The organism is Eisenbergiella tayi (assembly GCF_001881565.1).
Classification (GTDB): domain Bacteria; phylum Bacillota; class Clostridia; order Lachnospirales; family Lachnospiraceae; genus Eisenbergiella; species Eisenbergiella tayi.
In genome coordinates this window covers 149,600-171,523 of the sequence record NZ_MPDJ01000007.1, presented here as the reverse complement: position 1 = coordinate 171,523, position 21,924 = coordinate 149,600, and the positions used below count along the sequence as shown (strand labels likewise).

Annotated in this window: 27 protein-coding genes; 16 read left to right on the top strand and 11 right to left on the bottom strand. The window is 48.9% G+C overall.

The features are described 5' to 3' along the window. Nucleotides 1-13: 13 nt before the first annotated feature. The gene (locus BLA28_RS24645) at nucleotides 14-1,489 is read right to left on the bottom strand and encodes a GntR family transcriptional regulator (RefSeq protein WP_071699584.1); all 1,476 of its coding nucleotides are present in this window, start codon (nucleotides 1,487-1,489) and stop codon (nucleotides 14-16) included. 216 nt (nucleotides 1,490-1,705) lie between these two features. Here BLA28_RS24645 and BLA28_RS24640 point away from each other — a divergent pair, with 216 nt between their 5' ends. Together BLA28_RS24640 and BLA28_RS24635 are read left to right on the top strand one after the other, a co-directional pair. Continuing rightward, on the top strand, nucleotides 1,706-3,688 hold the full coding sequence (locus tag BLA28_RS24640; RefSeq protein WP_071699583.1) for a bifunctional diguanylate cyclase/phosphodiesterase: 1,983 nt from the start codon (nucleotides 1,706-1,708) through the stop codon (nucleotides 3,686-3,688). 175 nt (nucleotides 3,689-3,863) lie between these two features. Beyond that, nucleotides 3,864-4,577, top strand: a complete 714-nt coding sequence (locus tag BLA28_RS24635) for a class I SAM-dependent methyltransferase (protein WP_081365659.1) — start codon at nucleotides 3,864-3,866, stop codon at nucleotides 4,575-4,577. Nucleotides 4,578-4,754: 177 nt separating this feature from the next. Here BLA28_RS24635 and BLA28_RS24630 read toward each other — a convergent pair whose 3' ends face one another. Next, the gene (locus BLA28_RS24630) at nucleotides 4,755-5,309 is read right to left on the bottom strand and encodes a flavodoxin family protein (RefSeq protein WP_071699582.1); all 555 of its coding nucleotides are present in this window, start codon (nucleotides 5,307-5,309) and stop codon (nucleotides 4,755-4,757) included. Between the two features lie 101 nt (nucleotides 5,310-5,410). Here BLA28_RS24630 and BLA28_RS24625 point away from each other — a divergent pair, with 101 nt between their 5' ends. The 5 genes from BLA28_RS24625 (at nucleotide 5,411) to BLA28_RS24605 (ending at nucleotide 8,498) form a co-directional block, all read left to right on the top strand. Continuing rightward, complete coding sequence (locus BLA28_RS24625) at nucleotides 5,411-5,743, top strand: winged helix-turn-helix transcriptional regulator (RefSeq protein ID WP_009250197.1); 333 nt, start codon at nucleotides 5,411-5,413, stop codon at nucleotides 5,741-5,743. A gap of 112 nt (nucleotides 5,744-5,855) precedes the next feature. Continuing rightward, nucleotides 5,856-6,404 carry a sigma-70 family RNA polymerase sigma factor gene (locus BLA28_RS24620; protein WP_044971624.1) on the top strand — a complete coding sequence of 183 codons (549 nt, stop codon included), beginning with the start codon at nucleotides 5,856-5,858 and terminating at the stop codon, nucleotides 6,402-6,404. A gap of 10 nt (nucleotides 6,405-6,414) precedes the next feature. Further along, the gene (locus tag BLA28_RS24615; protein WP_009250195.1) at nucleotides 6,415-7,446 is read left to right on the top strand and encodes a DUF4179 domain-containing protein; all 1,032 of its coding nucleotides are present in this window, start codon (nucleotides 6,415-6,417) and stop codon (nucleotides 7,444-7,446) included. Nucleotides 7,447-7,521: 75 nt separating this feature from the next. Then, nucleotides 7,522-8,046: an NAD(+) diphosphatase gene (locus tag BLA28_RS24610; RefSeq protein WP_069154476.1), complete on the top strand. Its 525-nt coding sequence runs from the start codon at nucleotides 7,522-7,524 to the stop codon at nucleotides 8,044-8,046. Then, nucleotides 8,043-8,498, top strand: a complete 456-nt coding sequence (locus tag BLA28_RS24605; RefSeq protein WP_081365658.1) for a helix-turn-helix transcriptional regulator — start codon at nucleotides 8,043-8,045, stop codon at nucleotides 8,496-8,498. The genes BLA28_RS24610 and BLA28_RS24605 overlap by 4 nt, the downstream gene beginning before the upstream one ends. A 73-nt stretch (nucleotides 8,499-8,571) precedes the next feature. Here the strand turns inward: BLA28_RS24605 and BLA28_RS24600 are convergent, their stop codons facing one another. The 9 genes from BLA28_RS24600 to BLA28_RS24555 all read right to left on the bottom strand — a co-directional run bounded on the left by BLA28_RS24600 (nucleotide 8,572) and on the right by BLA28_RS24555 (nucleotide 16,931). Next, complete coding sequence (locus tag BLA28_RS24600) at nucleotides 8,572-8,967, bottom strand: recombinase family protein (RefSeq protein ID WP_071699581.1); 396 nt, start codon at nucleotides 8,965-8,967, stop codon at nucleotides 8,572-8,574. Beyond that, nucleotides 8,964-10,571 (bottom strand): recombinase family protein, encoded by a 1,608-nt coding sequence (locus BLA28_RS24595; protein WP_071699580.1) that lies wholly within the window; start codon nucleotides 10,569-10,571, stop codon nucleotides 8,964-8,966. Before BLA28_RS24595 ends, BLA28_RS24600 begins: the two co-directional genes overlap by 4 nt. Then, nucleotides 10,572-12,278 (bottom strand): recombinase family protein, encoded by a 1,707-nt coding sequence (locus BLA28_RS24590; protein WP_071699579.1) that lies wholly within the window; start codon nucleotides 12,276-12,278, stop codon nucleotides 10,572-10,574. A gap of 15 nt (nucleotides 12,279-12,293) precedes the next feature. Continuing rightward, nucleotides 12,294-13,928, bottom strand: a complete 1,635-nt coding sequence (locus BLA28_RS24585) for a recombinase family protein (RefSeq protein ID WP_071699578.1) — start codon at nucleotides 13,926-13,928, stop codon at nucleotides 12,294-12,296. Between the two features lie 213 nt (nucleotides 13,929-14,141). Then, complete coding sequence (locus BLA28_RS24580) at nucleotides 14,142-14,384, bottom strand: DUF6870 family protein (protein ID WP_071699577.1); 243 nt, start codon at nucleotides 14,382-14,384, stop codon at nucleotides 14,142-14,144. A 511-nt stretch (nucleotides 14,385-14,895) separates the two neighbouring features. After that, on the bottom strand, nucleotides 14,896-15,378 hold the full coding sequence (locus tag BLA28_RS24570; RefSeq protein ID WP_005934739.1) for a hypothetical protein: 483 nt from the start codon (nucleotides 15,376-15,378) through the stop codon (nucleotides 14,896-14,898). Between the two features lie 208 nt (nucleotides 15,379-15,586). Further along, nucleotides 15,587-15,829 carry a hypothetical protein gene (locus BLA28_RS24565; RefSeq protein WP_005934741.1) on the bottom strand — a complete coding sequence of 81 codons (243 nt, stop codon included), beginning with the start codon at nucleotides 15,827-15,829 and terminating at the stop codon, nucleotides 15,587-15,589. Next, on the bottom strand, nucleotides 15,829-16,557 hold the full coding sequence (locus BLA28_RS24560) for an ImmA/IrrE family metallo-endopeptidase (RefSeq protein WP_071699575.1): 729 nt from the start codon (nucleotides 16,555-16,557) through the stop codon (nucleotides 15,829-15,831). Before BLA28_RS24560 ends, BLA28_RS24565 begins: the two co-directional genes overlap by 1 nt. Next, a complete protein-coding gene (locus tag BLA28_RS24555) occupies nucleotides 16,554-16,931 on the bottom strand; it encodes a hypothetical protein (protein ID WP_330393299.1) in 378 nt (125 codons plus the stop codon). The genes BLA28_RS24560 and BLA28_RS24555 overlap by 4 nt, the downstream gene beginning before the upstream one ends. 152 nt (nucleotides 16,932-17,083) lie before the next feature. Here BLA28_RS24555 and BLA28_RS24550 point away from each other — a divergent pair, with 152 nt between their 5' ends. The 9 genes from BLA28_RS24550 to BLA28_RS24510 all read left to right on the top strand — a co-directional run bounded on the left by BLA28_RS24550 (nucleotide 17,084) and on the right by BLA28_RS24510 (nucleotide 21,907). Next, the gene (locus tag BLA28_RS24550) at nucleotides 17,084-17,512 is read left to right on the top strand and encodes a helix-turn-helix domain-containing protein (protein ID WP_005934745.1); all 429 of its coding nucleotides are present in this window, start codon (nucleotides 17,084-17,086) and stop codon (nucleotides 17,510-17,512) included. 140 nt (nucleotides 17,513-17,652) lie between these two features. Beyond that, the gene (locus BLA28_RS24545) at nucleotides 17,653-18,117 is read left to right on the top strand and encodes an ImmA/IrrE family metallo-endopeptidase (protein ID WP_223385148.1); all 465 of its coding nucleotides are present in this window, start codon (nucleotides 17,653-17,655) and stop codon (nucleotides 18,115-18,117) included. Nucleotides 18,118-18,141: 24 nt separating this feature from the next. After that, nucleotides 18,142-18,966, top strand: a complete 825-nt coding sequence (locus BLA28_RS24540; protein WP_071699573.1) for a hypothetical protein — start codon at nucleotides 18,142-18,144, stop codon at nucleotides 18,964-18,966. Between the two features lie 33 nt (nucleotides 18,967-18,999). Continuing rightward, entirely contained in the window at nucleotides 19,000-19,305 is a 306-nt protein-coding gene (locus tag BLA28_RS24535; protein ID WP_008816144.1) for a hypothetical protein, read from the top strand. Then, the gene (locus BLA28_RS24530) at nucleotides 19,305-19,991 is read left to right on the top strand and encodes an AlkZ-related protein (protein ID WP_050005986.1); all 687 of its coding nucleotides are present in this window, start codon (nucleotides 19,305-19,307) and stop codon (nucleotides 19,989-19,991) included. The genes BLA28_RS24535 and BLA28_RS24530 overlap by 1 nt, the downstream gene beginning before the upstream one ends. 4 nt (nucleotides 19,992-19,995) lie before the next feature. Further along, nucleotides 19,996-20,727, top strand: a complete 732-nt coding sequence (locus BLA28_RS24525) for a hypothetical protein (RefSeq protein ID WP_071699572.1) — start codon at nucleotides 19,996-19,998, stop codon at nucleotides 20,725-20,727. Continuing rightward, on the top strand, nucleotides 20,720-21,199 hold the full coding sequence (locus BLA28_RS24520) for a flavodoxin (protein WP_071699571.1): 480 nt from the start codon (nucleotides 20,720-20,722) through the stop codon (nucleotides 21,197-21,199). The genes BLA28_RS24525 and BLA28_RS24520 overlap by 8 nt, the downstream gene beginning before the upstream one ends. A 34-nt stretch (nucleotides 21,200-21,233) precedes the next feature. Next, the gene (locus BLA28_RS24515) at nucleotides 21,234-21,653 is read left to right on the top strand and encodes a nuclear transport factor 2 family protein (protein WP_006573504.1); all 420 of its coding nucleotides are present in this window, start codon (nucleotides 21,234-21,236) and stop codon (nucleotides 21,651-21,653) included. A gap of 44 nt (nucleotides 21,654-21,697) precedes the next feature. Further along, nucleotides 21,698-21,907 carry a hypothetical protein gene (locus tag BLA28_RS24510; protein ID WP_007046146.1) on the top strand — a complete coding sequence of 70 codons (210 nt, stop codon included), beginning with the start codon at nucleotides 21,698-21,700 and terminating at the stop codon, nucleotides 21,905-21,907. Nucleotides 21,908-21,924: the final 17 nt, after the last annotated feature.

The window sequence follows — 21,924 nt, the reverse complement described above, 5'->3', positions numbered from 1 at the left end:
ACCCGTGCAAAATCTATACCGATTCTTCCGTATCGTACGGAATGATTATCTTTTTCGCTTCATTCAGTCCGCCCCGGATCATATAGCTGCGGACGATAGAAAGAATATGGCAGTAACACTGGGACAGGCAGTCGGAAAAACCGGCACTGTCCCCTTTTTGCATACAGCGGAAGGCATGCAGGCTTAATTCCTTCAGCTGTGTGTGGCTTCTGATACCATGGCTGTAGAAGGCAAAATAGTACCCCCATAGCAGAAGCTTGTTGCACCCATCCAATATGGCCCTTAAAGGCTGCAGGGGCAGCAGCTCTGAGATGCAGTCAAAAATAGAGGCGAGCGGGATATTATCGGGCCTGGAAAATTCATTCTGCAGCCGTTCCTGAACAGAGGCATCCATCAGGGGGAAAACCAGCTGTACGGCGGGGCGGATGGCTATAGCCATAAGCTGGAGGGCGCTTAAATAGAGGAGCGTATCTCTTTTATAGGTTTCGTCCTTCATACAGCGGAAGGTGGTTTGGTCGTCAGGAAGTATGGCTATGGTCCCTCTGCCGTTCTGGGTTACGGCGAATCCGAGTACATTGAGGGTGGAAAGAGCTTTCCTGACAGTGGCGGCAGAAACATGGTACTGCCGGCAAAGATTCGCTTCGGAGGGGAGAAAGGTACCGGTTTCATAAACACCGGTGCCGATTTTGTCAATCAGGTCCCGGGAGATCTGGGTATAGTAATGATCACGTCCCCGCTCGGGCGTCCAGGAGAAAGCGGCGTCCGGAAGCTCCCGGATATTCGGAAAACGGACTGACATTTGCTGCAGACAGTCCCGGATATTCTCCGATACCGGTGCATAGAGGTCAAAAAAGGCCTTCCGGATTTCCTCCTGCTGTTTTCCCGGAAGAAGCTCTGCCACAGCGGCAAGCCGCCGTTTTTCTTCTTCGGGAATGACATAGGAGGGATCTTCCTCACACATTAACACAAGGGGAACCTGGGCGTACACCTCCAGGCTGGCATAAAGGTCGTTCAGCAGAAGACTCCCCGTTTCACGCAGCAAATCATGAAACAGGTTGGAAGGAATACGCCGGGTTTTATCGCCGCTTCCTTTTTGGATATACTTCCGGAAAGGTTCGTAATGTTCCAGCTGCTCCGGGGTGCAGCTGACTGCGGCAAAGGAAAACAGGGGAGGCATCAGAAGGGCGATTGTCTGAAAGGTTTCCGCAAGTGAGGTCTTGCGTTCCAGCACATAGCTCAGGATGGAATTTTCATCGGAAGTTCTGCGGGGACGGTAAAGGACAACAGCCGTTTTTCGTTCCTCGGTACGTATCAGCCCCTCTTCCCTGAGCGCCGCCAGGACATCCTTTACCGTGCGGATGCCCACATGGTAAATTTCACAAAGCCGGCTGGCGGAGGGCAGCGGGCTGCCATATTGATAGCACCCTGTCAGTATCTGTTCCTTCAGGCTGGTATATAAAAAATCATACAATGTTTTTTTGCGCTGCATCTGTATTTCTCTTTCCCGATTCTTATTTATATTATTATAAATCGATTATTACACTTATAAATTAAAATATCATATCTCAAATACTTCCATCAACCTATTTGTATATGTACTCAGATTTTATCTTGTGGACTGAAATGTTTCGTACTAAAATAAAATCGTAAAAAACGGACTTTAGTGTGACAATTGATTAGGATAAAGGAGATTTTCTGTTACATTATGATTCGGGAAGATAAGAGGATAAAAGAAAATAATATACTGCGGGCGGAACCGGGATTCGTGATAGCTGTTCTGGCTGTGCTGATATTGCTCATAGCAGCGGTGACCATCCAAAGTGCATTAGGGCTGAAGACGGCTGTGGATAGGACTACGAAAGCCTATGTAAGTGATGTGGCGGCCCAATTGGCTCTGGATATTGACGATCGGCTTTCCCTGTATCAGGAAAATAATATTATTGGCGTTTTGGGAGGAACAGGAAACAAGGAAAGCATGCAGCGTTTGATTCAGCCGGTGAGCTTTGACGGACAGGGATTAACCTGCATCGCTGATACGGAAGGCAATGTGGTGATTTCCCCTACGGATCTGGACCCCTTTATGCGGCTTGATGATATATTTAAAGAGGATTCCGAGGAAACAACCGTCCGCAATATTAAACGGATGCAGGAAAATATGAAGGAGGGCAAGAATGGGGTATTTTCCTTTGTCGCGGTGGACGGCAGGGAGCTTATCCTCTCTTATAACATACTGAAATCCTATGACTGGGTTTTGCTTACCCTGGTGCCCGCCGATCTGATTTCCTATGAAACTGACAGGTATGTTATACAGACATTTGCCATTGTAGCAGGAACGATTCTCCTGTTTCTGTTCTTTTTGCTGATATTGCTTTTTATATACCGGAACAACAGAAGGCGTCTGGAGTATATCGCCTTTGTGGATGCTGTGACGGGAGGAATGAACAATGCCGCCTTCTGCCTGAAGCTGCGGGAAACACTGAAGAACGCCCGCAGGAATGAGTACACGGTAGCGGTAATCAATATCCGTAATTTTAAGATGATAAACGAAAGCTTCGGAACTCATGAGGGAGACAGGACGCTGCATTATTGCATGCAGATCCTCCGGAAAAATGTGAAGGAAGGAGAAATAGCGGCCAGGGGAAATGCGGACGATTTTTTCCTCTGTCTGAAAGAAGGAAACAGGAATATCGTGGCGGCAAGGCTTCAGGAAATCGTCAGGGAGATTAACTCTTTTAATGAGAACCTGGAGAACCCCTATCATCTGTCCTTCCGCCAGGGAGCCTATTTGATAGATGAACCGGATCTGGACAGTACCATCATACAGGACAGGGTAATGACGGCCTGCATGAACCAGCAGGAATTCGGGGAGAACAGCTGTGTGTTTTATGATATCTGTTTTACTCAAAAAATGAAACAAGAGCATGAACTGAATGCCATGTTCCGGGGCGCTCTGGAAAACGGGGATTTTAAGGTATATTTTCAGCCGAAGGTCAGCCTTGAGGATGAAAAAACCGCGGGTGCGGAGGCGCTGGTGAGATGGCAGCATCCTGAGGAAGGAATGATATCCCCGGGTGATTTTATTCCTTTGTTTGAAAAAAACGGGAATATATGCAGGCTTGACTGCTATGTGTTTGAGGAAGTGTGCCGAACGATAGACCGATGGAGAAGGGAAGGACGAAAACTCTTCCCGGTATCCGTAAACCTGTCCCGGCAGCATTTCAAGAGAAATGATTTCCTGAACCAATTTGCTGATGTGGCAGCGAAGTACCGGATCCCGGAGGGATTGCTGGAACTGGAACTGACGGAATCCATATTTTTTGATGACAACAGTATAGCCATGGTCAGGGAGAGTATCAACCGAATGAATGAACTCGGGTTTAAATGTTCCCTGGATGATTTTGGCTCCGGGTTTTCTTCCCTTGGGCTGCTGAAGGAATTTGACGTGGATACCATAAAGCTGGATAGACGCTTCTTCCTGGATATGTCAAAGCCAAAGGCTGAAGATGTCGTGGAATGCCTGATTGATCTTGCCGGGCGGCTGAAGGTGAAGACAGTGGCGGAAGGGATTGAGACTCAGGAGCAAATCGATTTCCTGAAACAAATCCATTGTGATATGGTACAGGGATTTTTCTATTCACCGCCGCTTCGGGCGGAAGAATTTGAAGAATGGGCGGACAGACGGGGATAAGAAGGAAGGTGTTGCTGACGGCGCCTGCAACGGGACATAACAGAGGTGGTGAATGCGGAATAAAAAGGCCCCTTCTTTATTTATCAAAAAAAGATAAGGTTTCTTCACCGCAGAAGAACGGATAAAATAACCATACAGGAAAAAAATATCCGTAACTGTACAAGGGGGAAATGGAATGGAAAAAAAGATAACAATCAGAGAAAATACGGCGGAATATATGCAGGAACTCCGGGAGTGGGCCGAAGATGCCGGAAAGGGAGGGCTGGAAGAAATGGCGGCCTTTTTCCGGAACAGGCTGGGTGAATATGAAGAGCATATGTCTATGTGGAATGCGGCATATAAACGAATAGGGACAATGATCCCGGAACAGACGGAAAAGCTGTTGGATCTGGGCTGCGGGACAGGATTGGAACTGGATGAAATATCGGCGGCCAGGCCATCCCTTCAGATAACCGGAATCGATCTGTCACCGGATATGCTGGCTGTATTGGCCAAAAAGCACCCGCAGGTACGGCTTATTCAGGCCGATTATTTCAGCTATGATTTCGGAGCCTCGGTTTATGATATGGCAGTGTCCTTTGAATCCCTTCATCATTTTAAGCAGGATAAAAAGCTTGGGCTCTATAAACGGATATACGAAGCCCTGAAGGAGGGAGGAACCTTCCTTGAAGCCGATTATATTGCCTGTTGTGAGGAGGAGGAGACGCTGTTAATGGAGCTGTGTGATTCCCTGAGGGAAAGAGAGCATATTCCTGAGGATGTATTCGTACATTTTGATACGCCGCTCACATGGGAGCATGAAAGGGAGGCGCTTTGCGGAGCGGGCTTTTCGGAAGTGGAATTGATTGACAGCATAGACGGGGTTACCTTTATCAGAGCGGCTAAATGACGGATTCGGAGAAGGTAGATTATAATATAAGATTATAAGCCAAAGACGCCGCATTCTGCGGTTCGGTCTTTTATTTCCAGACAGGGGACATGCCTTTTTCGGCATGCCCCCTGTTTCAGCGTTACAGGATCTTCTGCGTGACAGGCCCTGCCGCAGCCGCAGGAAAGATTCTGACATTTAAAGGGCCTTTCCCAATGCCTCCGCCTGCGCAAGCTGTTCCGGCCTGTCCCGGATATCCCCCGGATCCATATTCCCTCCGGCGTAGACGATACCGGCGTCCTTCCAGCCCAGATGTGAAAGAAGCCCCTCATAATAAGCTTTTACCGGAGCAAAATTACTTTCCGTGTTTCCTTCTGCCGCCATCAGTAAGAGGCATTCTTTTTTCGGATTTTCATAGTCCGGACTGCATTCTGCCACCGCGAACAGGCGGTCAAATGCGCATTTCAATTGTCCGCTGATCCCCCAATAATACATGGGTGATGCGAGTACCACCACATCAGACTCCCGGTATACCGGATAAATCTGCTGCATGTCATCCTTTTGTACACAGGGGCTTTCCGGGTTCTGGCCGCCTTTACAGCAGCCCAGGCAGCCATGGATGTTCATTTTCTGCAGATCAAAGCAGGCGACTTCATTTCCGGCGCTTTTTGCACCTTTCGTAAAGTGTTCAATCAAAGCCTTTGTATTTCCGTTTGTCCTCGGACTTCCGTTTAAAATCACTATCTTTTTCATTATATGGCACCTCCTAAGTTTATGCTATAATTATAACGATATATAATCCTGAATAAAAGTACGCACATTTATGTTAGATACTAACCCAAAGGAGAGTTAAAATGTTTAAAGATTATCTGGATAAGTCAAATTTTGAAGAGACCGGCTTCAGCTACACACTGTCCCTGATAAGCGGTAAATATAAGATGGTAATCCTTTACTGTCTGATGGAATTTGAAATCGTCCGCTACAATGAATTAAAGCGATACATAGGCACAATTTCACACAAAACACTCAGCACATCTCTGAAAGAACTGGAAAAAGATCAGCTCATCAACCGCAAGGAATATCCGCAGATTCCTCCGAAGGTGGAGTACAGCTTATCAGAAAGAGGAAAATCCCTGATGGAAATTCTGGACCAATTGTGCATATGGGGAGAAAAAAATAGAATTTAATATATCAAACGGATAGATCCCTCTTATTTTTTACGAATTAATAAGTGAAAGGAGTCAACCAAAGGATATAAAGAAAGAGGCTGCAGACTCTGGCTTTGGTTTGGAGTGGCGTATGAAAGCGAATGAAGATAATTTTATCTCCCTGATAAAGAAGCGCCGGGAAGAGGGAATCCGGTATGTAATGGAAGAATATGGAGGTCTGCTTCAGTCCATTGTGAAAAAAAGGCTGTACGGCATGCCCGACAAAGTGGAAGAATGTATGAATGATATTTTCTTCGGCATCTGGAACAATATCGGTTCCTTTGATCCCAAAAGAAGCAGTTTTAAAAGCTGGGCTGCCGGAGTGGCAAGATTTCAGGCCATCGATTACCTGCGCAGATACGGAAAACAGCTGCAGCAGGAAAGCTGGGAGGAAGTGGAGCTTTCGGCGGAGGATGAGAATCTGAACCGTCTTGTGGAAAGGGAGATTTCCAGAGAAACCCGGGAGCTGCTTGACTGCCTGAAGCCAAAGGACAGGGAAATCTTTGCAAGGATTTTCATACAGGATCAGGATGTGGAAACCGTAAGCATGGAGATGGGGCTTCCCAGAACCGCCGTATATAATAAGATCTCCCGCGGAAAGAAGAAATTGCGGAGTCTGGCGGAAGGAAGCCGGGAATAAGGAGCAGGATATGGATAAAAAAATATATAATATGGCTAACGATATCGTTACGGATTTTACAGAGCTGGAAAGCCGGAAGCTGTCTGAAAAGGAAATCGGGAAATATCAGCGCAGCTTCAGAAAAAGATGGAAGGGCGGAAGAAGCATACCGGGGCCGGGTAAAATGGCGGTCTGTGCGGCGGCCCTTATCCTGATAGTAGGAATTACGGCAGCGAGCGGTGAAGTGCATGCGGCAATAGAACAGCTGCAATGGACCATCAGCAATGCCCTGGGCCTGCAGAAGGATTTGGCGGATTACAAGGAGGTGGTGGATACCACGGTGATGGACAGCGGCTATGCCCTGACGCTGCATGAGGTGGTGGCCTCAGAGGAAGAGCTGTGGATAAATCTGTCCGTACAGAAGGAGGACGGCAGCACTCTTTCCCTGGACGAGATCACGCCGGACGCCAAAATAAAAATCAATGGAAAGCGGATATATGGAGGGGGCGGCGGAGGTATTCATTATCTGAATGAAGAACAGACGGCGATCGGCATGGAAATGCATTATACCAGTGACGGCATGGATCTGTCGGGAGTCAATGATTACCAAATCAAGTTCAGCCAGCTGGATATCAAGGGAAAAATCAGAGGAAACTGGACGTTTTCCTTCACGGCGGACGGTTCCACCCTGATGGCGGATACACAGAGGGTCACCCTTGACAAAACCTTTACCCTTCCTAACGGCGTTTCAATTACATTGGAGGAATTCACCAGCAACGATCTGGAACAGAGGATCCTTTATACTGCGGATGCCAAAGAAGCTGTGGAATATGATTTGCTTGTGACTGCCCGTGATGAAATGGGAGGGGAATATTCTTTTTACTTAAGCTCCTTTAACGGAAGCAGGAAAAAAGGTTATCTCCGCGCCCAGGAAACAAGGATCCCGGACGGGGTCAATCTTGTGGAAATGACGCTCTATACGGTGGCCATGCCGAAGGAAAGCGGGAAAATGAGCAATGATTTCCAGCCCCTGGGAGACAGTTTTCTGATGGAAATCAGGTGACACGGAAGCAGCGGACGTAGTACAATGGGGACAGACCTTGAATAACAGTCAGCATGAAGAAAGGAAAACAGAACCATGAAATTTACTTACTGTCCGGACTGCGGCACTAAACTGATACAAAAGGAAATCGGGGATGAAGGGCTGATGCCTTATTGTGAAAACTGTAAGAAGCCGCTTTTTGATATGTTTTCCACCTGTATTATTGCCCTTGTGGTCAATGAATACGGGGAGGCGGCCCTTCTCCGGCAGGGATACATCTCCCATCAATACTATAACCTGGTTTCCGGCTATATGAAGCCGGGAGAAACGGCCGAATACACCGCGGCGAGAGAGGTGGAGGAAGAAATCGGCGTGCCCGTGGAAAGGCTGAGATTTGTGGGAACCTACTGGTTCGGCAAAAAAGATATGCTGATGATAGGCTTTATTGCGGAAGCGAAAAAGAGGGAACTGAAGCTGTCCGGCGAAGTGGATGCGGCGGAATGGGTGGATGCTTCCAGGGCGATTGACATGGTGCATCCCGGAGGAAGTGTATCCTATGCGTTGTTGGAATACTACCTGAAGGAACAGGAAAGTATAAGGCAGAAGGGAAGCTCCTTATGAAAATAGACCGTCTTATGGCGATCCTGACCATTCTGTTAAGGCAGGAGAAGATAACCGCGCCGGAACTGGCGGACAGGCTGGAGGTATCCCGCCGGACCATCAGCCGGGATCTGGATGTCCTGTGCCAGGCAGGAATACCGGTGGTGACGGAACAGGGCTATGGCGGCGGGATATCCCTTTCGCCGGGCTTTAAAATAGATGCATCCCTGCTGACGGAAAAGGAAAGGGATGCTCTGATTACAGGGATCCGGGGGCTTGACAGTGTGATGACGGCGCCCCTGGCCGAAGGGCTGCGGGAAAAATTGCGGATGCTTCCCGGAAAAGACACGCAGGCGCAGGAAACAGTTAATATCGATCTGGCTTCTTATTATAAAAACAGCCTTACCGTCAAGCTTGATCTCCTGAAGGCGGCCATCCGGGAACACCGGCTTGTTTCTTCTTGTGTCAAGTAGGGACTAAAAAAATTTTGAGAATTTACAAGCCGTTCATAGGTGGACAACCACCCGTGAACGTCTTGCGTTTTCTCTATGCTCTTGTGCCGTTCTTTGTGCGACGCTTCTTATACGCCGCTTCAAATGCCTCCATCATCGGGATGACCGGAAGCTCGTTGTCAGGCTTGGACAGATACTCGAACCGTATGCCGTTCTCTCTGAACTTTCGCTCAAACCTCATGAAAGAGGAAGTGTCCCGGCTGATCCGCGAGGTGTCACGGGTGAGAATCGTGCCGATGCCCTGACGCTTGGCTTCATTCAGCAGGAAGTTCATGATGCCTTCCGTATGGACACCGGAGATGCCATCTGCTGCCACCGCAGCAGCTACCTCATAGTCCTTATCCTTCGCATAGCGTTCCAGCTCTTCACGCTGGCTTGCCGCTGCAAGCTGATCTGCACAGGCAACGCGGATATAAAGAAATACTTTCATTTGGTTTCTCCTTCTGATGTAGTGAGGAAGTCCTTGAACTTCCAGACGATTTCTATGTTGTCGAGATCGTAAATGTAGACCGCAGAAATGAATGCGTGGGTCAGCTCATAAGTCAGAGCTTTGCAGTCGGCATACTGATCGCAGACAGCATCCAGCTTTTCGTCCGAACAAGAGGTCTCGGAGTCAAGCTCTTTCATCCGTTCGTGACTGTGCTGAATTGCTTCGTCGTTTTCAGCAATTTTCGCGTCCGTTGCCGCCTTTTGCTGAAGGTACGCTTCCTTCGTGATACCTCCGGCTGCGTACTTTTCGTAGAGCCTCAGCTTGGACGCCTTGTGCTGCTCGTTCTGCTTTTGAAGAATCCGGATTTTCTCAGCACATTCCTTGATGGCAGATTTCCGTAGATCACCGACCTCTCGATTTTGGACTGATTCCTTCTGTGCCAAAGCAAGAAACTGAGTAAGGGCATGGAAGACAACCTTCTCAATATCCATTTCCGGAAAGCTCCTGCCAACCGGACAGTCTGTGTTTCCATTGTTGACCGAGTGAATGCACTGGAAGTATCGAATGCCAGCCTTGTTCTTTCGGCGTGTCATAGCACGTTTACAGTTACCGCAGCGGACGAGTCCCTTGAGCGGATAGTCATGCTGCTTGCGCATGGGATTCCGTCCTCCGCCTCTAATGACCTTCTGAGCAAGCTCAAAGTCTTCCTTGCTGATAATCGCTTCATGCGTACCTTCTACGATAATCGGCTCATTGACAACACGCTTTTTTGAGCCGACACCGCAGGACTTCATTTTGCGGCTGACCAGTGTTCCGGTGTAAACAAGGTTTTTGAGGATGTTATAGACCATCACGGTTTCCCAACTGATTTTCTCGCTCATGTTACTGAACTTCTTCTTGTCGGGATGCTTGCTCTTGAAGTATTGCCCCGGCGTCGGGATGCCGTCATCATTCAGGCTGCGGGCGATCTGAGAGGTGTTGCTGCCTTCCAGCGCCTCGCGGAAAATACGTCGGATCACATCAGCCGCCTCCGGGTCTACGGCAAGTTTGTTCCGAATGGTGGGATGCAGGACGTAGCCGTATGGGGCGTAGCCACCGACATACTTGCCCTGCTTCATCATCTGGATTTTTGCCGATGTGGTCTTTACGGAAAGGTCTTTGCTGTATGCGGCGTAGATGATGCTGCGCATAACCACTTCCAGACCGCCCGTTGTGCCTTTGTAATCGTCACTGTCATAGCCGTCGTTGATGGAAATAAAGCGGACGCCCATGAATGGAAAAGTGCATTCCAGATAGTTTCCCGTTTCAATGTAGTCACGAGAAAAGCGGGAAAAGTCTTTGACGCAGATCAGGTTAATCTCGCCGCGCTTGACCTTCTCCATCATCTGCGTGAACTGAGGACGGTGAAAATTCGTGCCGGTATAACCGTCATCCGCAAACTCAGACCGCTGACAGTGAGACAGCTCCGGATGATTGTCAAGAAAGCGGTTGATGAGCATACGCTGGTTGCCGATGCTGTCACTTTCCGCCTTGCTGCCATAGCCGGTATCTTCATCAGCCATTGAGAGGCGGATGTAGATGCCGATGTTGTATTCCTTGCTCATTTACATCGCCTCCTGTACTTCCTTGATACTCTGAACGGTCAGAGCGTAAATATCGCCGTATTTCATGACCAGCTCGATTGAGCCGTCCTTATGGACTTTTACAAGCTCTACGGACTCGTCAATCAACTCCTGAGAGAGTTTTGCTGCGCCGCTGACAGATTTCATCAGCGTGAGCCACTTGTTGTCCTCGGACATTGCCTCGGCAAACTTCACCTTCCGCTGAACCGCTTCATCCAACCGCCGGGAAAGGTCGGCATACTGCTCATCGTAGGCTTTCTTGGCAAAGGCGTATTCCTCTTCATCGAGAACGCCTTCCGTGAAGTCCTCATAGAGACGGGTACGCTTCTTGGAAATACCGCTGAGTTTCAGATTCAGGCTTGTAATGAGCGCATTCTGCTGATCTCGGATGCTGCGTTCACCTTCGCTGTTTCTCAGTTTGGCAAGCAGCTTGTCGTAATTGAGAGCCGCCTTGACTTGAAGCTGAATCGCCGCAAGCACATCGGCTTCGAGTTTGTCCTGCCGCGTATAGTGTGGCGTACAGAGATTGCCGCGCTTGACGGATGAACTGCACTCATAGAAGGCGTACCATGCGCCGTCCTTGCGCTTGTCAACGCGCTTGCGATGGAAGTAGAGCTTTTTGCCGCAGTCTGCGCAGACGATTTTGTCTTCAAAGAGATTGATCAGCGTAGCGCGGAGTTCTTCCGTGCGCTCCATCTTCTCAACCCTTGTCCTTGCAGCAGCGTTCCGCATTTCTCGTACCTTCTGGAAGTCCTCACGGGAGATAATCGCCTCGTGAGTATTGGGAAAAACAATCCATTCCTCACGGTCAATGTGCTGATTCTTGACGCCCTTGTAGATGGCGTTCAGCGTCCGTCCGAGAACGGTATCTCCGACGTAATGGGGATTATCCAGAATGGTAGTCAGTGAAGATTTGTTCCAAATCTTCTTTGCCGTAGCATTGCCTGTGCGGACGCCGACCTGATACTTCTGAAACTCCGGATTGGGCGCGTTCATTGCATCAAGCCGGTCTGCAATCGCAGGAAGGGACAGCCCTTCAATCTTCCATTGGAAAATCTTCCGGACAATCGGTGCGGTTTCCTCATCGAAGACCATATTGCTGTGTTCTTCATCCCAGCGATAACCATACGGGAGATTGCGCTTCTTGAACTCTCCGCTTTCCATCTGTGCCTTGAGCGCGGTAGAAACCTTGCGGGAGATGTCCTTCGAGTAGAGTGTGTTGATCATGTTTTGCAGAGGGATGATGAGGCTTTCGCCGGAGCCGTCCGTATCAAAGTTGTCGTAGTTCTCTTTGATGGCGATAAACCGAAGCCCGATCTGCGGAAAGACCCGTTCCAGATAGGTTCCTGCCTCGATGTAGTCACGCCCGAACCGGCTGAGATCACGAACCACAAGGCACTTGATCCTGCCGGTGCGGATGTCGTTCATCAGGCGGTTGAACTCCGGTCTATCAAAAATCGTACCCGTTCGTCCGTTATCCACATAGGTATCTATCAGATTCAGGTAGGGACGCTCTGCAATGTAGGACTTGCAAATCTCAATCTGATTTGCGATGACATCCACCTTTTCGGACTTGCCGCTGTTTTCAACGGAAAGACGGGCATAGATGGCTGTTGAGAAGACCTCGGAAGAGACAGATTCGATAACCGGCTCTTCGACTGCAATTTGCTTTCTGCTTTTTCTTGCCATTTGCTCATCCCTCCTTTATACGGCAATATCCAGCTCGTCGGCATAGCCGAGAACGTATTCAAGCGTCTGCTGGTATTCGTCCTTGTACTTAAAGACGATTTCGATTGCGTGGTTTTCGTGAATCAGAATGCGGTCAACCAGCGACATCAGCACACGGCGGTTCAGCTCTTCGACGTTTTCATACTGCTTGAAAAGCGTTACCCAGTTTCGTTCGGTCGTGCCGGTTGTCACCGTCTGCTTCATTTCTTTTTTGACCCGCAGAAGCGCGTCCTGCTTGTCCTCAATGATTTTGGTGTAGCTGCTGCGGAACTCAAAGTATTCCGACTTATCAATGACGCCGCCGATGAAGTTCTCGTAAAGCCCCAGCTTGAGCTTTTGGTACCGTTCAATCTCTTCCTCGATTTTGGCGATCTGAGCTTCGTAATTGAAAGCCTTACGGCTCTGAGACGGAAGCCGCTCAATCATTGCAAGCGCGTGTTCCAGATTGATGATAAGCTCGATCTGGTCATGAATAGCACGGAAGACCTTCTCTTCAACCTCTTTTGCGGCGATGCTGTGCGGGCTGCACGTCCGGCTGTGCTTATTGGTGGAGCAGACGTAGTAGATATACTTTTTCGTCTTCGACGGGACGGTCTTGCGGATCATTGGCTGCTGACAGTCTCCGCAGAACAGGAAGCCGGAAAACAGATGCGCTTCGTCCTGATCGGGTGAACAGCGCATATCCCGCTGCATCATGACCTTGACTGCCATGAAGTCCTCGTAGGACACAAGAGCTTCATGCGCATTTTCAACCTTGACCCACTCGGATTCATCCTTGCTCTTCACAACGCGGACTTTGTAGTTGGGAGTGCCGCGCTTGCCCTGAGCCAGAACGCCGATATAAACCTCGTTGGTGAGAATACGCTGGACGGCTTTGTATGTCCATTTTGCGGTATCGCCGGTTTTGAAGACGGTATCGAACTTCACACCGGCGGAATGCTTGTATTCCATCGGGGACAGGACGCCCATCTGGTTCAGACGCTTTGCAATACGTCCTATGGAGAAGCCATCCTTGTACATGGAAAAGATCATCTGCACATATTCGCTGACCGCTTCATCCACGATGAGCTGGTTTTTGTTCTCCGGCGATTTCATGTAGCCGTAAGGCGCGAACGAGCCAACGAACTCACCGCTCTTCTGCTTGACTTCCAGACTGCTTCGGATTTTCATGGAGATGTCCTTGCAGTAAGAATCGTTAATCAGGTTTTTGAACGGGATAACAAAGGAGTCGGACTGCGGATCACCGGTCAGACTGTCATACGCATCATTGATTGCGATGAAACGAATGCCGAGCTGCGGGAATATCTTTTCAATGTAGCGTCCGCCGTCGATGTAGTTTCTTGAGAAGCGGCTGAGATCCTTGACTACAATGCAGTCAAGCGCACCCTTGCGGATTGCCTCTTCCAGCTTTTTGAACTGAGGACGATTGAAGGAAACGCCGCTGTAACCGTCATCCACAAACGGCTCACAGACAAGCTCCAAATCCTCATGCCTTGCGATATAGTCCTCGCAGATAGCTCTCTGACTGGCGATGGAGTTGCTTTCAACTTTATCTCCATCCTCACGGGACAGACGGCAGTAGATCGCCGTGCGGTAAACCTTGTCTGGCATAAAAATAACCTCCGTTTTCTGTTTGGTGTGGTACATCAAATCAGAAAGACGAAGGCTTGCTTCAACTCTTATGAAGAGGAACACGAAAACGCCACATGACCATCAGGGCAAGCGGCTTAATCCGTATTCTTCTTTTTTTGACCGATTTCATTATACCACAGGCTCAATCGCTTGTCCATAGAACCGGGTGAAAAGATTCAGACTGTTCATAAATCAAAGACCTCTCAGATAGTGTTCCAGACAATCTTCCATTGTCGTGTCCGTCTCGGCGAAGCTGATCTTCACCACTGTCTTCCCGTCCAGATAACAGTAGGGATTTCTGATCTGCTTGATGAACTCCCTCAGCCTGACCTCTTGCGGTGCCGCAGGATCAAGCCGGATGCTGCTTCTTTGAACGAGTGTGTTACGGTCAACCGTTTTCGGGCTGACATTTTTCATTGTTTCAATGCCCATCATATTCTAAGCACCTCCTGTTTCGTGAAAATGTTCAGGACAAAAGGATATGGCAGAGCATCTTGTGAAGATACCCTGCCACATAGTTTTCATCCTGAAACTATATAGTAAGTTTCTTTTGGGTTTGTTTCATTGTCCGGCATATTTGCAGCTCGCGCCCCTGCCAGAAGAACTTTGCAGTTCCGGGAATGCTGCGGACTACCAATGGTCAATCGGTATCATGGGACTCTCACCCCTCCGAGGATCGCTCCGAGCCGCCCATTCAAAGAAAAGACGGAAGTATCATTATACCCGGCATCTGCATCGTCGCAAGCAGCCGCACCACACGACTGTTATAGCTCTCCGGAGGTCGCTCACTCCCTTTCGGGAGGTCTTGGCGTCGGAAGCTGTGTTGCTTCGCAGAAGCGGAAAGATCCGCAGCACTGAACTATTCAGTTTTCAAGGAGCAGTGAAGTGGTCTGATTGACCCTTTCACTTTACAACGGACATCTTTTTGCCGTTTGTTGAGTACCGCTCAAAAAATTCTTTGAAATTTTTTCTGCACCGCTGCTTTGAGGTCAAATGCAGCTCTGATGCCGATGCCTTTCCTTCGGGCAAACTCTCGAAGAGTCAGTCCTTCACGGGTCATCGCAAGATACAATTCGCGCTGCTTCTCGGTCAGAATGGAAAGAAGCTCCTTCTCTTTGAGGGCGGTGATCAGTTCCTCCATGCAGTCGCGGGAGTCTGCCAGCCATGCAGCGGACTTCACATCGTCCTCCGGCATAGCGTCAAGGGACAGCACGGTATCAGAAATTTTCTCTGCGCCGTCCTCATCCTCAGAGGTGTTGTCAGAGCCATACGAGCGTCTGATCCGCTTTTCCTCTGCGCGAAGGATTCTCATAACCTTGCGGTCAACCTCGGAAACTTCGCCGGTTCGTTTCACGCGCACCATGCACTTGCCGTCCTCCGTAGTCCAGAGGTCGTAATCGAACGCGATAGGGGTCTTAGGGATTTTCATTGTTCATCCTTTCCGCTGCGCGGGAGCAGCGGGAAGGGTGAAGACAGAAAAAGAGCCGCATGACGGTGAGGTTTGAATCCCATGCCGATAAAACAGAGCAATTAAACTCTGTCTCATGCGGCATTAGGATGACTTCACCTATCAGGCGGCTCCACAGCTCAGCTATGACATATATTTTATTTTAGAACAGAGGCTTGTCCTCCGGTTCTTACTTGGTACGCGGTCGCAGTCTTCTCATATTCAGCACATCAAAGACTGTGATCCGCCCGCATTTCTTGCACTTGGATTCTACATGACCCCTCGTGTCCTCGTAGACAGCAATGGCATTATGCTGACAATAGGGACATTTCAGGTATCGGGGCTTCTGCTGGGAAATGGCAACTCTTGCCCTGCGGATTTTTTCGATCAGCTCCGGCGTCGGTTCCTGAACCCGAATGGATGCTCTCTTCATTACCACACCTCCAATGGGTCAACATACTCACTGAATGGACGATCTACCATGTAGCCGAGCTGACGAAGGCGGATAGACGCCGTTGTCTTGGAGACACCGAACAACCGGCAGAAAAGGCGCAGCGTTAAGTGATCACCATACGAATACCTCCCCTCGTAATTGATCAGCGGCGTTTCTGCAAACCGACGCATTGCCAGGTCAACCTCTTTTTGAGGAAGCAGGATCGCCGCGCCCAAGACATTTGCTTGCCACTCGTTCCAGTCCTCGCGGGTTTTCAGTTCTCGCGGCGTATAGGCTGTCCGTGCGGAATATTTCATTTCGCAGGACGCCTTTACCTCTTCCGATTCCAGTTGGAAGAGAATCTGATGGGCGCACTCGTGGGCAAGGGTAAATCTGCGCTTGGCGCAGAGCCGCTGCACGTTGCCGGATCGAATGAAGCTCTCGTCCAAGATAATTTGATTACGCTTCAAAGCCAGTGTGCGCGTAATACCAAGTTCCGTGATCTTGTACTCAGTGTCGGCATAGGCAGTGACACCGCAGATGCTTCCGTCCGGCGAGAGACGGGCGAATGATACGCGAAGACCGAGATAGTTCTTTGCAAACTGATCAATGGGTGTTGGCAAAGCTGATCGGTCGGGCTTGTCCGCCTCATCCCCGAAAAAGAACCGGTTGAAGTCCTTCGTTGTTGAGGCTGCAATTTCTTCAAGTTGGCGCTGGGATAAAATCATGAGCAGTTGTCCTCCTTTGCTTCGACGAACCACTTGTCTCCTTCGTGGAAAAGAAATGACTCCTTTCCGCGAATCTGAACTGTGTAACGGATGCCTCCGCCCCCAACCTTTTTGGATGTGGCGCGGCATTTGTATAGAATCTGGTCGATTTGAAAGATTACACCGTTGTCCCACCAGATAAGGCGAGGGAGGATTGCCCCCTCCTTGTCCACATCCAGCGTAACCGGGACGTATGCTTTTCTGTACTGTGTAGCCATTTCTGTTTTTCTCACTCCTGTTCCCTTATACCGGTGTATGCCAGTACGGATGATCTTCGGCAGCATAAATGCCTGTCCATTTGAACTGCTCAAAAGATGTAACTTTTTCGTGTACAACTACTCATGCCCCTTGACAGGATGAGCAATTCAGGATATACTATGAGTAGTTGGATTGCTCAGTCATTATTATACGCACTTCAAGTGCCTTTGTCAATAGACTTGCGCAATTTAATGTCGCAAACTTTTTGTGAACAGGAGTGATTACCAAAATGACGTTTGGAGAGAAATTCAAGGCTGAACGGGAGAAGCGGAAGCTGACCCAGCAGGAAGTAGCCGATGCACTGGGAATCAACAGACGTATGATTACCCGGTACGAGAACGGCATTTCCTTTCCCCGTACCAAGGACGCTTACAGAAAAATCGCGGAATACTTCAAGGTGGATGTGAACTATCTGCTGACCGAGGACGAAGAGTTTGTGGTTCAGGCATCCGAGCAGTACGGCTCCCGTGGCATGAAACAGGCAAAGGACCTGATTGAAGGGATGTCCGGCTTGTTTGCGGGCGGTACGCTGTCTGAGCAGGACAAGGATGCGGTGATGAAGGCGTTGCAGGATATATATTGGGAATCCAAAGCCCGGAATGTTGAGAAATACACGCCGAAGAAATACAAGAAGACCGGTACGGACGCAGAGGAATAACTGTCTGCGTCTCGGTTTCTTGACGGATTTACTTTGACTGTTTTCAACATGAAAGGGGTGAAGGTCCCGTGATAATTCGCTCCGAGGAAATATACAAAAAGGCGAACAGCATTGTCAAAAGCTGTGGAACAAGAGATACCTTGAAGATTGCCCGTGAGCTGGGCATTCATCTCCATTTTCTTGACAATCTGAACGATCTGCTCGGAATGTACACCTACCGCCATAAAGAGCGGCATATTCTTCTGAACTCCAACATGGAGTATCTGATCATGCAAATGGTTTGCGGTCACGAGATCGGGCATGATACCTTTCACCGTGATCTTGCCAAAGGAAACGAACCGCTCCCGGAGTTCGTGCTGTTCGATATGCGCACAAAACACGAATATGAGGCGAATGCGTTTGCCTCACACCTGATCATTGACGATGATGAGCTGATTGACCTGATGAAGCAGGACTACGATGTGGTGCAGCTCTCGGCTGCAATGGGAACAAACATCAACCTGATGCTGATCAAGCTCAACGAGCTGAACCGCATGGGCTGGCAGCTCAACTTGCCTTATGTACCGCACTCTGACTTCCTGAAAAATGTCAGACCGGAGGGTTGAATGAGGATGAAGGATAGTAATTAGATGAACGATAACGACTATAAAGAAGCCCTTTTCTATGCCGCTTCCATCTTTAACGAACGCTTGGGGGCAGAGTTCAGCGAGGACAACCTTGTGCTGTGCTGCTTTCAGGCGGAAAACCAGCAGGAAGTCTTTGAGCAGTTCTGCAAGCAGTATTTCCCTGACCGGCTGGAAGACCGATATACAGAGGACGGCTATTTTGACTTTCACGCCTCTGCATTCGTCGGCACAGGAGACGGCGCGGACGGAATCCTTCTGCGCACAGACATAGCGCGTCATCCGGCAGAGTTGAAACACATTCTTCTGCATGAGCTGGCGCATATCTTCTGCACCCGCAACGAGATTGACGGAGATAATTTCTTTGAGCGATACTGCATGGACGATACCATCAGCCGCGAAGAGGACGGAACCATTAACGCCGGTTATGCGGTCTGGCGGGAACTGATTGCGGAGCTGATTGCATTTGAGCTGGATGACAACTGCGATGTAGTTCCGCTTCGACGCAAGAAAGACCTACTCAGCTATTACGAAGGAGAACTCCTGACCGGCAACGGAAAAATGGGCGTCAGCATGATTCTCTGTGAGGCAATGACCAGTGCTGAGGGCGAAGCGTCTATGACATGGGACGTTGCCAAAAGCAAGTTTACGCGGTTCAAGCCCTTTGATGATCCACTGTACAGGGACTTGATGGAACTGGTTTTTACACACGTTAGAGAATACTTTATCGTGATCGACCGCGACTTTATCTATGAAATTGGAGTTTTGTATCTGAGCATTGCCGCACAAGCGATGATTGCGTCCCTAAAGAACAGATTTCAGGAAGAATAGGCAGACCGAAAGAGAGAAAGGACGGGCAACGATATGAAATATAAGCTGTTTCGCTCCCCCGGTAATCTGGACAAGGCAGTCCGGAAGCACGAACTGGTTGCCGTGGAGACCGGCAAGAACATTGATGATGTGGCAGAAGCGCTTATCCGTGATGTTCGGGATGATCTTGCGGAAATGCCGGAGTATGCGCACTGTGAAACCGCTGCGTATGCACCGGAACCAATTCAGGAGCATCGCCGCGTAAGACGTTATCAGTATGAGATGATGGGTGTTGTTTACCCGCAGTATGCGGAGAAGAACATCCTGATTGATTATGGCGTGATTGAAGAGGCGGAGTAATGTCAAAGAGATATGCCAGACAACTACATAGTGCAGATGGTTTGATTGCCGCCGTCGAACAATACGGCTTTCTGCCCTTCTTTCGGAACGAGATTCACGGCTTCTCCATCGAGGAACTTTGCCCACCTGAGTTATGGTTTGCGGATGATGTAGATGGTCCGTGGGAATGGAAAGGACCGGCTGCGCGGAGCGGCAAATGTCTTTACGGCAAACTTTTCAACAAGAAGGCTGGATTTGTGAGTCGGGAGTGGATTCCGGACTTTGCGAACTTCCGGCGTGACGGCTATGACTTTGACGCCCGTTGGGATGACGGCTTGGCGTCCTACAAGGACAAGGAGCTTTATGAAGCCATAGCCGGTGAAGGCAGGATGCTTTCCAAACGGCTGAAAGAGGCTCTGAACTACCGCAAGGGCGGCAACACCGGTTTTGAGACGTGCATCACGCGGCTGCAAATGCAGAGCTATGTCTGCATCGCGGATTTCGTCTATATGCAGGACAGATACGGAAGACCTTATGGCTGGGGTGTCGCAGAGTATGCGACGCCGGAAGAACTTTTCGGGTACGACCTTATCACATCTGCCTATCAGCGAGACCCGCAGGAATCCAAAGAACGCATTCTAAAACATCTGCAATCACGTCTGCCTAACGCGACCGAAATGCAGCTTGAGAAAATCATAAAGGGGTAACGCAATGGACGATATTATCTTTGAGAAGGATTACCGGGAAACCGAGTCTGCCGAATACGATAAATGGTGCGATGAGGTGTTTGACCGCGCAGTTAATTGTGGTATGCTGAAAGCGTACTCCGAAGCAATGGACAAGATACCAAAGATCATTGTACCGGAGGACAAGAAGAACTACGAGTATCTTCTGGAACGCTGTGATGCGTTTGTCAAGCAACACCGCGGGTATATCAAGGGAATCGTGGACTATCATCGTTGGCACGCGGAAATCAATATGTTTCTTCCGTTTGCGGAGTTCGATGACTCAGAAGACCTTGCATTTTTGAAAGAAATTGCAGAAAAATCGCAAACCGTCTGCTTCTCCCCGGACGAAGAAGGTGGCATTCGCGTTCATATTTTTATCAACTACTTTGAAGAATTGATGTCAGCCGAACACAAGTCATACATCGAATACGATGCTATTATGCAGGACAAGAAACTATCTGAGTTACTTGGCATACCGGAGCTTTCTGACGAGGAAAAAGAACTCGCCCTGAAAATGAAGGGCATACTTGACCGCATTGATGATGAAACAAGGATTGACCGTACCACGGCTTTTCGAGCCGTGCTTGATAAGATGACAAAAGAGCCGGAAGAAAACTGGTCGCTTCATTATATGGCAACATTGCTGGAAGCTCTGCTATACTTCATGCTGAATGAAGGAAATGAAAAGATTGATGAGGAAGAACACAATGAGTAAGAAACTTGTAGCGTATTTTTCTGCGTCCGGCGTGACCGCAAAGGTTGCCGAGACGCTGGCAGAGGCAATCGGCGCGGACATCTTTGAGATTGAGCCGAAAGTGCCTTATACGGAAGCCGATCTGAACTGGATGGACAAGAAAGCCCGCAGCACGATTGAGATGAACGATCCTGTTTCCCGTCCAGAGATTGCCATAAAGCGGGACAACATGAAGGACTACGACACAATTTTTGTGGGCTTCCCGATCTGGTGGTACGTTGCGCCGACGATTATCAATACGTTCCTTGAGAGCTATGATATGACCGGCAAGATGATCATCCCGTTTGCAACCTCCGGAGGAAGCGACATTGGCAAGACGAACGAACGCCTTGCGCCGAGCTGCAAAGGCGCAAAGCTGATGGACGGCAAGGTTTTCAAGGGCTGCGTCGGGCATCAGGAGCTTGCGGCGTGGGTTGAAGGACTTGGACTTTAAGGGGCAGACAAATCGGAAGTTGTGGAGGTGCTTTATGAACGAGAGAGAAAAAATTATCCGATTATGGTTTGATATGTGGATTAAGAAAGCAGATTTAGGAATTGACAATATTTTTACAGATGATGTTGTATATACTGAGAGTTGGAGTCCTAAATATGAAAACCGCAAAACGGTAAAGCACTGGTTTGACGAATGGAATACACGCGGAAGTGTTCTTGTCTGGGAGATTAAGCAATTTTTTCATCAAGGCAATCAAACAATCGTGGAGTGGTATTTTAAAAACAAAATGAATAATGGAAATGTTGAAGAATTTGACGGAATATCTTTAATTGTATGGACACAGGATAACAAAATAAAATCATTAAAAGAGTTTGGTTGCAATCTTCATAATTACAATCCATATCGAGATAGTGATATTCCCGTATTTCGAGAAGAAAAAGCAAATTGGTTTTGAGAGGACTATAAATTCCAGTTTAACGAACAGGAGATGATGAACGCATGAAAATCCTACATGAACTTTCTTGGCTATGGGAAACGCTGGGCATTGCGCTTGTTGCTGCGGCTGTCTGCATGGCTTGCACTGCTCTGATTGGCAAGGCAGCAAAGAAGAAACTCAGCAAAAAGTTGTTGGCGGTCATAGGGGCTGCGGCATTTGTGGGCGCGATTCTGGCGGTCATTCTGATCGCCCGGACACCGATGCCGCTTTGACAGAATAGGAGAAACTG

Bases quoted from the DNA above. Each gene is read 5' to 3' on its own strand.
- BLA28_RS24645 (WP_071699584.1), bottom strand. From the start codon at position 1,489: ATGCAGCGCAAAAAAACATTGTATGATTTTTTATATACCAGCCTGAAG.
- BLA28_RS24640 (WP_071699583.1), top strand. From the start codon at position 1,706: ATGATTCGGGAAGATAAGAGGATAAAAGAAAATAATATACTGCGGGCG.
- BLA28_RS24635 (WP_081365659.1), top strand. From the start codon at position 3,864: ATGGAAAAAAAGATAACAATCAGAGAAAATACGGCGGAATATATGCAG.
- BLA28_RS24630 (WP_071699582.1), bottom strand. From the start codon at position 5,309: ATGAAAAAGATAGTGATTTTAAACGGAAGTCCGAGGACAAACGGAAAT.
- BLA28_RS24625 (WP_009250197.1), top strand. From the start codon at position 5,411: ATGTTTAAAGATTATCTGGATAAGTCAAATTTTGAAGAGACCGGCTTC.
- BLA28_RS24620 (WP_044971624.1), top strand. From the start codon at position 5,856: ATGAAAGCGAATGAAGATAATTTTATCTCCCTGATAAAGAAGCGCCGG.
- BLA28_RS24615 (WP_009250195.1), top strand. From the start codon at position 6,415: ATGGATAAAAAAATATATAATATGGCTAACGATATCGTTACGGATTTT.
- BLA28_RS24610 (WP_069154476.1), top strand. From the start codon at position 7,522: ATGAAATTTACTTACTGTCCGGACTGCGGCACTAAACTGATACAAAAG.
- BLA28_RS24605 (WP_081365658.1), top strand. From the start codon at position 8,043: ATGAAAATAGACCGTCTTATGGCGATCCTGACCATTCTGTTAAGGCAG.
- BLA28_RS24600 (WP_071699581.1), bottom strand. From the start codon at position 8,967: ATGAAAGTATTTCTTTATATCCGCGTTGCCTGTGCAGATCAGCTTGCA.
- BLA28_RS24595 (WP_071699580.1), bottom strand. From the start codon at position 10,571: ATGAGCAAGGAATACAACATCGGCATCTACATCCGCCTCTCAATGGCT.
- BLA28_RS24590 (WP_071699579.1), bottom strand. From the start codon at position 12,278: ATGGCAAGAAAAAGCAGAAAGCAAATTGCAGTCGAAGAGCCGGTTATC.
- BLA28_RS24585 (WP_071699578.1), bottom strand. From the start codon at position 13,928: ATGCCAGACAAGGTTTACCGCACGGCGATCTACTGCCGTCTGTCCCGT.
- BLA28_RS24580 (WP_071699577.1), bottom strand. From the start codon at position 14,384: ATGATGGGCATTGAAACAATGAAAAATGTCAGCCCGAAAACGGTTGAC.
- BLA28_RS24570 (WP_005934739.1), bottom strand. From the start codon at position 15,378: ATGAAAATCCCTAAGACCCCTATCGCGTTCGATTACGACCTCTGGACT.
- BLA28_RS24565 (WP_005934741.1), bottom strand. From the start codon at position 15,829: ATGAAGAGAGCATCCATTCGGGTTCAGGAACCGACGCCGGAGCTGATC.
- BLA28_RS24560 (WP_071699575.1), bottom strand. From the start codon at position 16,557: ATGATTTTATCCCAGCGCCAACTTGAAGAAATTGCAGCCTCAACAACG.
- BLA28_RS24550 (WP_005934745.1), top strand. From the start codon at position 17,084: ATGACGTTTGGAGAGAAATTCAAGGCTGAACGGGAGAAGCGGAAGCTG.
- BLA28_RS24540 (WP_071699573.1), top strand. From the start codon at position 18,142: ATGAACGATAACGACTATAAAGAAGCCCTTTTCTATGCCGCTTCCATC.
- BLA28_RS24535 (WP_008816144.1), top strand. From the start codon at position 19,000: ATGAAATATAAGCTGTTTCGCTCCCCCGGTAATCTGGACAAGGCAGTC.
- BLA28_RS24530 (WP_050005986.1), top strand. From the start codon at position 19,305: ATGTCAAAGAGATATGCCAGACAACTACATAGTGCAGATGGTTTGATT.
- BLA28_RS24525 (WP_071699572.1), top strand. From the start codon at position 19,996: ATGGACGATATTATCTTTGAGAAGGATTACCGGGAAACCGAGTCTGCC.
- BLA28_RS24520 (WP_071699571.1), top strand. From the start codon at position 20,720: ATGAGTAAGAAACTTGTAGCGTATTTTTCTGCGTCCGGCGTGACCGCA.
- BLA28_RS24515 (WP_006573504.1), top strand. From the start codon at position 21,234: ATGAACGAGAGAGAAAAAATTATCCGATTATGGTTTGATATGTGGATT.
- BLA28_RS24510 (WP_007046146.1), top strand. From the start codon at position 21,698: ATGAAAATCCTACATGAACTTTCTTGGCTATGGGAAACGCTGGGCATT.